A 12,608-nucleotide genomic window follows, 5' to 3' on the forward strand; every position below is an offset into this window, starting at 1 on the left:
CTGCGCTTTACCAGCCCGGTCGTCGACAGCGCGCCGCTGGACCACATCAGCCTGCACCGTGGCGGCAGCAATGGCCCCACCGTGGGCCTCAGCCTTGAAGAAGTGGACAATGGACGCGGGCTGGCACTAACGCCGGACGAAACCCTGCTGCCGCTGTCCCGTTACACTCTGGTGCTCGACGAGATGGAACTGGCCGACGGCATCGCCGGCAGGCGCACCATCGCCTTCACCACCCGGGCCCTGGAGGAAGGCCCCCGCAACCAGGTGCTGGCCGATGCGGACTTCACACTCAGCCGCCTGATTCCGGATGGCCAGAGCCTGCCGGTAATGGATTTCTCCACCTTCCGGCTGCAATTCACCCAACCGCTGGACAAGGCCACCGTGCAGTACGGTGACAGCAACGGCGACACCCTGGCCCTGACCGGCCCCGGTGGCGACCTGGTCAGCGCACGGGTACTGGTGGATGGCCCCTACCTGACCCTGGACCCGCAGGACGATCTGCAACCGGGGCAGACCTACACCCTGACCCTGGGCAATGGCCTGCTCAGTACCGCCGGCAACCCGTTCAGCGCCGGCAGTTTCGCCCTCACGCCCAAGGACTCCAGCCCGCGGGAAGTCATGGTTCAGCAGGTCAGTGATTCCGCCAACCGGTCGATCCTCTCCCCACTCACCGGCGAGCCCATCAACGAAGTGCCGGTCAACGCCACCCTGCTGGGCAACGACAACGCCACCCAGCAAGGCGGCGACGTGCGGGCGATCCTGGCCTTCGTACCCAATTACCCGGAGGTCACCCCCTTCACCGTGCCCCGTGACACCCTGCTCAGTGGCAGCAATATCGACGTGAATATCGGCGGTGAAGTGCCGGCCGGCTTCAGCACCGGCGCCGTCAACGTGCACTTCCTGTCCGATGCCAGCGGCTACTTGATGCCCAACAGCTATACCCAGCGCGCCGATGCGCCGCGCCAGGTGCGTCTGTTCATGGATGTGGCCATGTCCACGGAAGACCCCACCGCCAACGGCGGCGTCACTCAGGACATTCTGCACATCGAACTGGTGGGCACCGCCCTGGTGGTCGACGGCATCATGACCATTGATGCGGTCAGCGTGGTGGAGCCGAATATCCTCGGCCAGGAACTGGGGTATGGCACCCTGAGTTTCCACATGGAAGCGTATCGGGATCAGCAGAACCCACCGCAGCAAGTGGCTGATAGCACGCCCCCGGAGTTGCAAAGCTGGGCCCCCGGTGAAGACGCATCCGCCCACCTGTCCAGCGACCCCATTGTTCTGAACTTCAGTGAGCCGCTGGACCCGGCAACCGTAACCAAAAGCCGGATTACACTGCAGGAAAATGGCGCCGACATTCCATACAGCCTGGAACAGGACGGTGCAGCCATTATCCTGCGACCGGAAAACGGGTTGCAGCATCCAACCCAATCGGATTATTCAACCCGTACCGATTATGTTTATGACATTACCCTGGGCGAGGGGCTGACCGATCTGGCCGGCAACGCCTTCATGACGGATACCCCGCTCACTTTTGCCCTGCCGGAGCAACCGCGCTTCCACGAAGCCTTGCACGTGAATCCTACCGGCCAGTACGACCCACCCGTGACAGTAAATAACCAGCGAGCTCCGGTCGTTCTGTCTGCCTACCCGGGCTTTCCCTGTGTACTGGATAACACCCGGCAAAATCTGGCCAATGATATCGCCGGCCAATGCCTGGATAGCCTCAGAGAGGCCTACACCGGGTTCAGCGATAGAGCGGAGTTCCCCCCGGAACAGCGGGCCCCGGCAGATCTGCTACCGGTAACACCCCTGCCAGCAGATCGCCCCATCATCGTGCAAACGTCCAAACCCCTTCTGCCAGAAAGCGTGCAGCTCGGCACCACTTTTGAGGTGCACGAAGTCGATAACAACAATACCGTACTGGGCACTGTTGACGGCGACCTGAAAGTGGAAGGCAACCGGATCACCTTCTGGCCCGCCACCCCCTGGCAGGAGAACCGCCTGTATCGCTACACCCTGCATTCCACCAATGATTTCAATGGTGGCGGCAATGTGCTCTGTGATGGCAGCCAGGCAATCTGTGATAGCGACGATCTGCCGCTGCAAACCCAATTGCAGGAGGTATCCCTGGAAAATTTCAGTGATGCGGATTTACCATCACAAACCGTTGCCCAACCCGACACTGGTGGTCAGGATTTGCAGCAGTATTTCCGCGGAGCGGCGCCAAACGACAATGTCATCATGGCTCTCAAGGCCCCCAGCGCCGATACCAATGCCAACTTCATCCACGACCGTCCGGAACCCTTCCCTGACGAGTACCCTGCAACCGCTATCTTTGAGAAGCGCAACTACACCATGGAAGAAGCTGGCCCCGGGAACCAGCCGCTGGACCCCCATGCTTGCAGTGCCCCCGAAGCGCCCTGCTACGATCCCGACGGCCTCACCCCGCCACCCAATAGCGCCAAGCTGTTGTCTACCTCACCAGATATCAGTGAGAGCAGCTTCACTATCACAGGTATCAACACAGGTTGCGGTTACACCATAACGAAAGCCCCCATGACCTGTCCGACGCAGAAATTTGTCTACCTGAACAGCGCCGTAGTCGCCGAGATGGGTCAGTACGATGAGGAGGAAGAAGCCGTTGCCGTCAAACTCTGGCCGTCCCAGGTGTTTGCCACTTCCCTTGCTGTCAGAGCCCTGGCAGTTAACGGACAGTTGTCTTTGGGGGTTAATACCGGACCACAGGTCATGCGCATGCGCTATGCCAAGGCCGACCCGGACTGTGTGGATACGCCACAATCCCCCTGCCTGCGCAATCAGCCTATCTCGGCCTGGATTCGGGACGTAGACGGCAACCCGGTACTGGAAGCCAGCATTGATCTATTCGTGGATGCACTTGCCCTGCAGGAGAGTCTGGACTTACGCCCTTTCATTTTCTACGACTGGTATCATGAAATCTATAACCTACCCATTAGCCTGGACCTCTCTGGCGAGATCCATTTCAACCCGGACGGCACCATGCACATCAGCCAGTTCAACACGAATGATGTGCCATTGGTTTCAAACCTTTTTTCTTATTTCACTACTGGATTAGAGCAGGGAGGGAGAATGGAAATGCGACTGCCCGCCTACGGTAGCCAACTCCAATATAGATCGGATGTAATCAAACACTAGGTATTAAAAAGGCGGATCCTCGGATCCGCCTTTTTTCTTGTTGACCAATTTATAATCGCCCCCCCAAAAAAATAAAGAACGCCCGTTGCAAAGCACCGGGCGTTCCAGGGTATGAAATAAGCGTCAGCCTATTTCAGGATTTCATGGAGCGCTTACTGCCAGACATCCACATCAGTGGTGGCTTCAAACACACCATCCATGGTGCAGCCGGAGGTGCCCAGCGCCGCGCCAGTGAAACTGAAGCTGGACGGCGCACCGACAGTGGCACCATTGGAATAGCTAACAACAATGGAGCCACTGCAGTAGCCCAAAGGCGTATCCACCTGCACGTTATTGAACTGACCGGTGATCACCGTGCCCAGGCGAGGGCTGGGCAGGCTGGTTTCGGGAATCCCCGCCGTGGTGGTGCTCTGCTCACTGGCATACCAGTTACCCGCACTGAACTGCAGGTCAACGCTGCTGCAGTTGCTATCACCGCCTGGCAGCATCCGACCATCGGTCACATCGATAAACACCGTGCCGTTACCATCAACATCCACGGCCCCATCCAGTTCTACATTGCAGGAAAGGGTTACCGGGATGCCGAAAATAGTTTTTGTCACCTCAATATCGCTCCCCTGGAAAGTATAATTTCCGGTGCCGGGATCAATATTGGTCGCCATGGCCTGGCCTGCACTGAGCAAGGCGACGAGACCTGCTGCACTCACAACCTGTTTTTTCATGCTTTTAAAAGACATGCTGTTTCTCCGTTTTCCGTTATTAAAGGTCTGTTATTTGCGTTTTGACCGATGGCACTACCGCACTACAGATCCACCGGAATGCCGGTACTGTCCGGGACAAATCCCACGCGACGCAGTCACCCTATTCGGAGAAGAACGAAGTAAAAACAGAAAAAAGCCAAAAGCTATCTTGTCAAAAAATAAATCTTGTCGAGATCAATTATTGCTTATAAAAATCAGCATCTTGGAGAAAAACAAAAACATGAATGGTTCTATCAAAAGCTGCATTTATCTTTTGGGCATGAACCAATAACGGCAAAGCCAGCTTTTGATTTTTAACCAAAGAAAGGTAAGAGAGTGTGGGGTAGGATAAATGCACTTGCAGGCCATCGTGTGCATAACACTATCCGCACATGTCCATTGTGTGCCTTCGGAAAACGCCTGCAACGCCTTCACCCGCCACCCGGCGGGTGCTTTTTTTGGTTCATTGCGCATTGAGGGAAATTCAGACGGGTCAGACCTCAGACCCTGTACCACTTTCCCTCTACTCCGCGATGAACCTCTTTTTCAGATAGAGCTATGGGCGGGATGTGATACAACAGCTTCCTGGTACCCCAGGCTGGCCGACACCGCCTGTGTCATTGGGATGACCTGATTGCGCAACCGCAAGGAAAGATCCTGGGGATGAATGCCAATACGCAGTGGCTGATCCGTGTGACTGGCCCTGCGCCAATTGAGATGATTAAAACCGCGCAACAACCACTCCCGTAACGAGGTATCGGCTTCAAAGCCCACCAGCGGTAGCGGATGCATCTTTTGTGCTTGCGCATCGTAAACACCGCTCAGAGTTTCGAACAAACGAAACGGCATGTCCGCCAATTGTTGGCGATTAATCGCGCCCATGGCCCAGGCCGGGGGTACGTACAGCTCGCAGGGTTGCAGCCCCTGATCCACAAACCATTGGTGGCAATTGCGTATCAACGCCTCGATACCGCTGGCAGACAAAGAAAGGTGCTCCGCCACTCGCCGCGACAGCAGCAGACTGTGCAGGCGATGATAAAGGCTGATAGGTGGCTCACAGCGATGCAGCCAGCCGTGGCCGGCCAGCGGGTATCCCTGCTGCTGAAGCTGGTGCAGCCAGTCCAGATCCGCCGTTTGCCAATCCCGCCCCGGCACCACCAGCAGGGTCACCGACTGCGGGGTCTGGGGCAGCAGAGCCAGAATCTGGCTGACCTGCTGGCGGGTTTCCGGCATCACATCGTGGATGGATACCAGGGCGCGAGGCGCTGGTAGCGGTTCAGAGGGCGCTGCGGGCATAGTTGCTGCTCAAGCGACGCAGCAGCGCCAGTGTCGGGGAAGGCAGGGAACGATTGGCAGCGGGTACCATCTGGGCACACTGGCCCAGCACCCCAGCCCAGTGCTCGATGGCATCCCGGTTCATGGCCAGTGCCGCCTGCCGGGCCTGTTTCCCCTTCAGGTCGCGTACTACCGGGCTCAGCGACTGCAACCGGTCCAGGGTCTGGTTCAGGCTTTCCTGCGGTTCCATGATCCACAGCCCCGCTGCCAGCGCCGGCCATTCGTTGATGCCGCAAGCCGGTGTGGTGATTACCAACCGCTCCCGGGCCATGGCTTCCAGCGCCACGGTACCGAAGGCTTCCACCGATGACGGCAGCACCAGTACCTGGCAGCGATCGAGAATCTCCACCACCTGCTGGCGGCTACACCAGCCATGAAAGGTCAGGTTGGCGGATCCCTTGCAGGCCTGTTCTACCTTGCTGCGCAGTGGCCCGTCACCGGCCACCTCGAACTGCAAATCCGGCCGTGACTCGGCTAGGGCCAGGAAGGATTCGATATTCTTTTCCGCCGCCAGCCGGCCCACATAACAGACCCGCCTTACGCTGTCATGCAACCGGGTGACCGGCGTGTTCACAAATTCCCGGGCCAGCGGTGTGCCCACCAACTGCGGATTACGGGCACCGGCGGCGCGGGCCTGGGCGATCATGGATTCACAGATGGTGGCGGCGGTTTCACTGCCCTGGAACAGGGTGCGGTTGACCCAGTTGAGCAGGCCACCGGCCAGCCTGGCCAGGCGGCGCCCCCAGTACAATTCCACCAGCCGGTTGTAATCGGTCTGGAAGGTGACGCAGACCGGGATGCCCCACTTGCGGGCGATCCAGTAACCGATCATGGAAAAAATACCGGGGCCGGGAATCACGATAACGTGGGGTTTCATTTCCCAGACCAGGGCGCTCAGTTCACGCACCTTGGGAAAGAAGAGTCGCTGGGTGGGGTCGCCGGGGATCGGCATGGATGCGCCCTGGCAAGGATGCGGTTCCTCCATGCAGGGCTGCACCAGTTCCACCTGGGCCACATGGTCCTTGAGATGCGAGACCAGATCCTGGAAGTAGGCGCCGACGCCATTCCGACCCTTGATCGCATCCACCACAAACAGTATGCGTAGCTCTTTGGTATCCATGGGCGCCAGTATCAGCGCCTCTCATGTCGATAATGTGACAGCATTGCCGCGCCATGACGGTGTAATTGCGACAAGATGTAACAGACGTAAGAAAAAAGGATTTTTACCACAGAGGGCCCAGAGTTCACCGAGGGAAAACATGGATTAACTCTGTGTTCTCGGTGCGCTCTGTGGTGAAAAAGGGTTTCTTGCGCTATCGGTCAGTCTCGTGGCGGAAGCGCAAAACCAAAGCGTTCGTAGACCCAGCCAAAGGTTTGCAGCAACTCCTCACCACTGACACCCAGGGCCTCCAGTGAGTAGTGGTGCCCGCTGCGGTACTGTTTTGCCTTGCGGTCTTGCGCGTCAAGCTGTTGGCGAAAAGCCGTGCCGGGTTGCCAGCCAAAGCGCTGATAAAACGCCAGCACGATGTCCGCCGGCGCCGGGGCCAGTTGCTCCATCACCGACAGCGCCTGGCGTTCCGGTGGCAGGCTTTCCAGCACGTCCAGCACATGGCGATAGTAATAATCGAGCATGGCCATAAAACCCTGGCGCCAGTAATCGGTGGTGTCGCGACCATCAAACAGGCGCGCGCCAATCAGGATGGAATTGATCTGTGATGGCACCGCCGCGCTGGGGTTGCGGACACAACCGATAAAGCGGGCATCCGGGAAGGCCTCCGCCAGGGTCGCCATCCAGGGCGTGAACGACGGGTTCTTGGACAGCAACTGTTTGTGGCTGCCATGAAAATAAAGATGCCGCTGCACAAAGCGCCGATAGGCCGCAATCAGCCGCTGCTTTTCCTTGTCGGTGCCATCCCGGTCCAGATAGGTGAGACGCCACAGGGCCGGCACCGGCACGGCGAGTACCAGCAGGAAGCAGCCCCACACTGGAATCAATGCCAGGTAATCTTCCTCCGGGTCCAGCAGCCCGGTCTTGTGCACGCCATCCAAACCGCCGAGCAGACGCCGCTCGATCCATAACAGCAAGCGCCCCGCCGGCCGGCCAATCCCTCCATCAAGGCGGGCAATAGCGGTCCAGAAATAGCGCTGGGTAATCGACGGGGCAAAAAGCAGTTCCCACAGGGCCGTGGTGGTAAAGCGTTCGTCCATGGCCAGCAGACGATGCAGGAAGGTGGTACCGCTGCGGGGCACGCCCACCACAAAAAGCGGCTCGCGAACCTCCACGCGGCGAAAATCCGGGAACAGCAAATGATCCAGCAACAGGCCCAGGCCATTGATGGCCTGCACCAGCAGGAACAGTGGCCAGAACAGCGTCATCACCAGCAGTCGCTGCAGGGAGAACCGCCCTGCCCGGCCATCGTAGGCCGGCAGCCAGCTCATCATAAAAAAATGCACATAGCGTTTCAGTACTGCCAAACCGTTCTCCCGGCTATTCCATGCAGCGTGCACGCTACGCCCCGCCCATGTCATAAAAATGACAATTTTGCCTCTTGTGTCCAGGTCACAGCACTGTCATCTTTCTCGAAAACAATGGCGGCATGACTATCGCGATGACAGCACCCAACACAGCCCCTCGCCACCCGACACTGGTCGGCCACCGGGGCGCCCGCGGCGAAGCCCCGGAAAATACCCTGGCCAGCTTTCATGTAGCTCTGGAGGCTGGTGTCACGGAAATGGAACTGGATGTGCGGCTATCCGCCGACGGCCATCTGATCGTGCTGCACGATAGCGACGTCACTCGCACCACCGGCATGCGCGGCGATGTGCGCCAGTACACCCGCTCGCAACTGGGCACCATGGATGCTCGCCGTAACACCCCCGGCTGGCACAGCCCTACGGGGATTCCTTCCCTGCAGGAAGTGGTGGAGCTGTGTGGCCCGGCCATGCGTTTCCAGTTCGAGGTAAAGGGAGCGGATCGGGTGGTGCTGCATCAGCTGGCCCATCGCCTCACGCACATGATCCATGAGCAGCAACTGCAATCTCGGGTGGTGGTGACCTCCAGCCATACCGGCTTTCTGCGCATGATCGGCACCATGGCGCCGGATGTGGAGCGTGGCTACGTGTGCCAGTACCGCTACCTGCAACCCACCCGCCGGGCCCATGCTCTGGGGTGCAACTGGCTGATGCCACATTATTCGCTGGTGACCCCGGCGCTAATGCGCCGGGCCCGCAAGCGCGGCCTCAAGGTGTCGGTGTGGACGGTGAATGATCTCACTGAAGCGGACCGGCTGGCCAAGCTGCAGGTGGATGGCATCATTACCGACTACCCCACCAGCTTTGTCAGCCACTTCCGGCGCAGCCCCCGTTATTCGTCGTCGGAAGCCGCCGCGCTGAGCGGCTGATCCGCGAAGAACGCCAGAATTTCCTCCTTGCGTGCCATGGCATCCTTGCGGCCCATCTCGATCAGGCTGCGGGTAAAGCCGGGCTCGAACAGCAGATAACTCATGGCACTGGCCCCCGGCGACCGGGTGGCACCAGAGCCCCGCAGGAAGAAACGCAGCGCCCGGGGCAATTCCTTGATGTGTTCGGCGGCAATTTCGTCAATGGGCCGGGATGGGTAGATCTTCAACACATCCACCTGTCGCAGCTGGATACCATGCTTGCGCCGGGAACGCTCACTCATGGCAGACAAGGTACGGTTGATGCGTTCAAGGCGCTCCACATCCCCTTCCAGGGTGTCCACAAAGACGCTGTTGAGCACATGGCCGAGCACCTGGGCCATGGACGGATAACCGCTTAGCTGGCGCTGATGGCCCGCACTCATGTTGCCGGACACCCCGATCACCAGCAGCCGGGAAGCGCCCAGATGCAGCGCCGGGCTCAATGGCGCCAGTTGCCGCAGGGCGCCATCACCGTAATAGGCACCGTCTACCTTGCTGGCGGGAAACAGGATAGGGATGGCCGCAGACCCCAGCAGATGCTGCACATCAATGTCAGAGCGCTTACCCTTGCGACGGGCCCGCACCCATTCCGGTAATTCACTGTCACCCTGGAAAAAACTCACCGACTCACCACTGGCATAACCGGATGCGGTGATCGCCAGAGCGCGCAAATGGCCCTGATCCAGGTTCTCGCGAATACGGCGAAAATTGATCACCAGGGTAAGCAGACGCTGCAACGGCATATTGTCCAGTAGAGCACTGCGTTCCGGTGTCTTGCCGGTGGTGACACCGGAAAACAGCCAGCGGACCACCGCTTTCAGCAACGCATAGGTATCCGTGCGGTACACCTGTTCGGCGGTAATATTGGCCCAGACGCGCTCCAGCCCGCGAATCGCTGTGCGAAAATTACCGGCATTGGCAGCCAGTGACGCCGCATTGATCGCCCCTGCCGAGGTTCCGCAGATAATCGGAAACGGGTTTGGCTCCCCGCGAGGCAGCAATTCAGCAATCGCTGCCAGCACCCCGACCTGATAGGCGCCACGGGCGCCGCCCCCGGACAATATCAACCCACGAACCGGGTCCTGTTTCTGCATTTCCACCCTCCAAATTTCCACCAGTATGCCGTGGCAGACATTCTGTCACCACAGCCGCAATACCACTGGCGATCTGCCGGTTCCCTGCCTTATGCTGGGACATCTTCTGGAACCCGCTTTATGTACCGCTTTCAGCTACGCCCCGCCACCACCGATGACCTGGACGCCCTGACCGTGCTGGAACAGCGCTGTTTCTCATCGGACCGTCTTTCCCGACGCAGCTTTCGTAAATGGATCAAACGCCAACACAGCGGTCTGATCGTCGCCATTGATGATGACAACACCCTGGCAGGGTATGTGCTGGTGCTGTTGCAACCTGGCACCCGCCTGGCGCGACTCTACTCCATCGCCGTGGATCCGCAGCAACGGGGACGCAATCTGGGGGAAAAACTCATGGAAGCTGCAGAAGACTACGCACTGCAACAGCGCCGCCCCTATCTGCGCCTGGAAGTGCGCAAGGATAACGCCACTGCTATCGCTCTCTACGAAAAGCGCGGCTACCGCCTTTTTGCCCAGACGCCGGATTACTACGAAGACCACCAGGACGCTCTGCGGTATCAGAAGCGGCTTCTCTACCTGCCCGATAACGCGGAACGGCTTCACCTGCCATGGGTGCAACAGACCACGCCGTTCACCTGCGGGCCAGCCTGTCTGATGATGGCGCTGGCGGCGCTCAAGCAGCAACCGCCCAGCACCACCGAAGAACTGCTGCTATGGCGCGAAGCCACCACCATTTTCATGACCGCCGGCCATGGTGGCTGCCATCCCATGGGGCTGGCTCTGGCCGCTCGTCAACGAGGCCTTGAGGCACGTGTCTGGTGCAATCAGACCGGCCCGTTGTTTGTCGATTCAGTGCGTGACCCTGAAAAGAAGGCGGTGATCACCACGCTGCACAACTATTTCGTGGAGGCCTGCAAGGCGCAATCCCTGCCGGTCTGCTACGAGGATTTCAGTGCCGCGGACCTGGACGACGCCATCTCCGCCGGCAACATCGTGCTGGTTCTGATCAGTACCTGGCGCCTGGATGGCCGCAAGGCCCCACACTGGGTGGCAATCAGTGGCAGCGATGAGGAATGCTTTTATATTCACGACCCGGACCCGGGCGAGGACCAGGTACCGCTGGACTGCCAGCATGTGCCGATCACCCGGGAAAAGTTCGATCAGATGCGCAAGTATGGCCAGGCCAAGCTGCGCACAGCAGTGGTGTTGAGCGTTTAGCCACGTTGGGGGGGTATGGTGTTTTACCACAGAGGGCACAGAGTCACAGAGGTAAAACCTGATCTCTCCTGCGGCGCGTTAGCATGAAACAATGCTTCCCACGCACTTCAGCCCCGATGTTTTCTTTTTCTCAGTGAACTCTGTGCCCTCTGTGGTAAAAAATGATTTTTCCTGCCCTGAAGAGCCAGACACAAAAAAGCCCGCAAGAGGCGGGCTTTTGCTGGGCAGGCTTGGCATCACATCTTCATCACGTCCTTGCCCAGGGCCGCGGCCTTTTCACCGTCCACCTTCTGGGTGTTTTCCTCGCACTTGCCCCGGTCACCACCGCAGATTTCGCAACCCTCTTTCATGCCCAGTGTGGCAAGGCCACCACAGGAGCCCTTGATCGGCTTGTTGGAGAGAATCACGCCGACCGCCATGGCCGTGAAAAGCAGGCCGATAAAGATCACTGCGGCCATAATGGTCATCAACATGTTATTTCTCCTCCACGATTGCATCGAAGGCAGGCGTGGAAATTTCTTCTACGCCCTCACCCTTTCTGACAATAAAAAACACGGCCAGTTCGTGCTGTTTGGCAAATGCCATACCTGCCTCCGGGCCCAGTACGGTCATGGCAGTGGACAGACCGTCAGCCATCATGGCGCTTTCGTGCAGCACCGACACCGATGCCAGCATATGATCCACAGGATAACCGGTTCTCGGATCCAGGGTATGTGAATACAGTTGCCCATCCGATTCGAAGAAGTTGCGGTAGTCGCCGCTGGTGGCCACGGCCATATCTTTCAGGGCGACCACCTGTTCCACCTCACGCACACCGGCAATTGGCCGTTCCACGGCCACCCGCCAGGGCTGCCCGTAAGGTTTGCTGCCACTACCGCGCAGTTCACCACCCACTTCAACCAGATAGTTTTTCAGGCCCTGGCTTTCGAGCAAATCTGCCACCTTGTCCACGGCAAAGCCCTTGGCAATGGAAGACAGGTCCACATAGACATCGCCGGGCTGCAGAAGCTCATTGTCATTGAGCAGCAGCTGTTGCCAGCCAACCCGCACCATGGCGGCGCTGATCTCGTCTTCCGAGGGCGGCTCGAAACGGTCCGGGTCCGGACCGAACCCCCACAGGTTCACCAGCGGCCCCACGGTCACGTCATAGGCCCCGTCGGTCATAGCAGAAATACTGAACGCCGCAGACAGCACCTTGACCGTATCGTCAGGCAACTCCATCAGGGTGCCCGCTTCCGCCGTATTGAAACGGCTCAGATCGGACTCCGGCCGATAGGTGCTCATTTCTGCGTTGACCTGTTCCAGAGCCGCCTCGATATCCGCTTTCAGATCGTCTACGCCTTCCTTGGGCGTGCCACTGAACTTCACACTCCAGGTAGTGCCCATGGTCGGGCCGCTGAGAACGGACAGACGATTTTTGCTGTCATCGCAACCGCTAAGCAGCGTGACGGAGAAAACGACGAGAACGGCAACTAGACGGGACATACTCATGATCCAAGGGAGTTCAACGTTCTGTAGAGGCCACAGGCAAGGATCAGCGAGGCGCGAGTAACGAAAACCTGGAGGAGCCTGCCGGTTTTGCTGTGCATGACTCGAACCTT

Annotated in this window: 10 protein-coding genes; 3 read left to right on the top strand and 7 right to left on the bottom strand. The window is 58.9% G+C overall.

Going from position 1 to position 12,608, the window contains the following annotated elements:
* A partial coding sequence (locus tag HUJ17_RS04150; protein WP_290509487.1) for an Ig-like domain-containing protein occupies positions 1–3,180 on the top strand: 3,180 nt, incomplete at its 5' end.
* A gap of 152 nt (positions 3,181–3,332) precedes the next feature.
* Here HUJ17_RS04150 and HUJ17_RS04155 read toward each other — a convergent pair.
* From HUJ17_RS04155 to HUJ17_RS04170, 4 genes are all read right to left on the bottom strand, one after another.
* The gene (locus tag HUJ17_RS04155) at positions 3,333–3,917 is read right to left on the bottom strand and encodes a hypothetical protein (RefSeq protein WP_290509488.1); all 585 of its coding nucleotides are present in this window, start codon (positions 3,915–3,917) and stop codon (positions 3,333–3,335) included.
* Positions 3,918–4,466: 549 nt separating this feature from the next.
* Positions 4,467–5,216 (bottom strand): polysaccharide deacetylase family protein, encoded by a 750-nt coding sequence (locus tag HUJ17_RS04160; protein WP_290509489.1) that lies wholly within the window; start codon positions 5,214–5,216, stop codon positions 4,467–4,469.
* Entirely contained in the window at positions 5,197–6,375 is a 1,179-nt protein-coding gene (locus tag HUJ17_RS04165; protein WP_290509490.1) for a glycosyltransferase, read from the bottom strand. Before HUJ17_RS04165 ends, HUJ17_RS04160 begins: the two co-directional genes overlap by 20 nt.
* A 200-nt stretch (positions 6,376–6,575) precedes the next feature.
* Positions 6,576–7,730 (bottom strand): sulfotransferase, encoded by a 1,155-nt coding sequence (locus HUJ17_RS04170; protein ID WP_290509491.1) that lies wholly within the window; start codon positions 7,728–7,730, stop codon positions 6,576–6,578.
* Positions 7,731–7,864: 134 nt separating this feature from the next.
* Here HUJ17_RS04170 and HUJ17_RS04175 point away from each other — a divergent pair, with 134 nt between their 5' ends.
* A complete protein-coding gene (locus tag HUJ17_RS04175) occupies positions 7,865–8,656 on the top strand; it encodes a glycerophosphodiester phosphodiesterase (RefSeq protein ID WP_290509492.1) in 792 nt (263 codons plus the stop codon).
* On the opposite strand, the gene HUJ17_RS04180 is transcribed toward HUJ17_RS04175, so the two are convergent.
* Positions 8,620–9,789: a patatin-like phospholipase family protein gene (locus tag HUJ17_RS04180; protein ID WP_290509493.1), complete on the bottom strand. Its 1,170-nt coding sequence runs from the start codon at positions 9,787–9,789 to the stop codon at positions 8,620–8,622. The two genes, HUJ17_RS04175 and HUJ17_RS04180, sit on opposite strands and share 37 nt — an antisense overlap.
* Before the next feature lie 120 nt (positions 9,790–9,909).
* Between HUJ17_RS04180 and HUJ17_RS04185 the strand changes: the two genes are divergently transcribed.
* Positions 9,910–11,007: a GNAT family N-acetyltransferase/peptidase C39 family protein gene (locus HUJ17_RS04185; RefSeq protein ID WP_290509494.1), complete on the top strand. Its 1,098-nt coding sequence runs from the start codon at positions 9,910–9,912 to the stop codon at positions 11,005–11,007.
* Positions 11,008–11,243: 236 nt separating this feature from the next.
* Here HUJ17_RS04185 and nqrM read toward each other — a convergent pair whose 3' ends face one another.
* Together nqrM and HUJ17_RS04195 are read right to left on the bottom strand one after the other, a co-directional pair.
* On the bottom strand, positions 11,244–11,480 hold the full coding sequence (gene nqrM, locus HUJ17_RS04190; RefSeq protein ID WP_290509495.1) for a (Na+)-NQR maturation NqrM: 237 nt from the start codon (positions 11,478–11,480) through the stop codon (positions 11,244–11,246).
* A 1-nt stretch (position 11,481) separates the two neighbouring features.
* Entirely contained in the window at positions 11,482–12,492 is a 1,011-nt protein-coding gene (locus HUJ17_RS04195) for an FAD:protein FMN transferase (RefSeq protein ID WP_290509496.1), read from the bottom strand.
* Between the last annotated feature and the right edge of the window lie 116 nt (positions 12,493–12,608).

Origin of the sequence: Alcanivorax sp. (genome assembly GCF_014762765.1) — a bacterium.
Lineage (GTDB): Bacteria > Pseudomonadota > Gammaproteobacteria > Pseudomonadales > Alcanivoracaceae > Alcanivorax.

Bases quoted from the DNA above. Each gene is read 5' to 3' on its own strand.
- HUJ17_RS04155 (WP_290509488.1), bottom strand. From the start codon at position 3,917: ATGTCTTTTAAAAGCATGAAAAAACAGGTTGTGAGTGCAGCAGGTCTC.
- HUJ17_RS04160 (WP_290509489.1), bottom strand. From the start codon at position 5,216: ATGCCCGCAGCGCCCTCTGAACCGCTACCAGCGCCTCGCGCCCTGGTA.
- HUJ17_RS04165 (WP_290509490.1), bottom strand. From the start codon at position 6,375: ATGGATACCAAAGAGCTACGCATACTGTTTGTGGTGGATGCGATCAAG.
- HUJ17_RS04175 (WP_290509492.1), top strand. From the start codon at position 7,865: ATGACAGCACCCAACACAGCCCCTCGCCACCCGACACTGGTCGGCCAC.
- HUJ17_RS04180 (WP_290509493.1), bottom strand. From the start codon at position 9,789: ATGCAGAAACAGGACCCGGTTCGTGGGTTGATATTGTCCGGGGGCGGC.
- HUJ17_RS04185 (WP_290509494.1), top strand. From the start codon at position 9,910: ATGTACCGCTTTCAGCTACGCCCCGCCACCACCGATGACCTGGACGCC.
- nqrM (WP_290509495.1), bottom strand. From the start codon at position 11,480: ATGTTGATGACCATTATGGCCGCAGTGATCTTTATCGGCCTGCTTTTC.
- HUJ17_RS04195 (WP_290509496.1), bottom strand. From the start codon at position 12,492: ATGTCCCGTCTAGTTGCCGTTCTCGTCGTTTTCTCCGTCACGCTGCTT.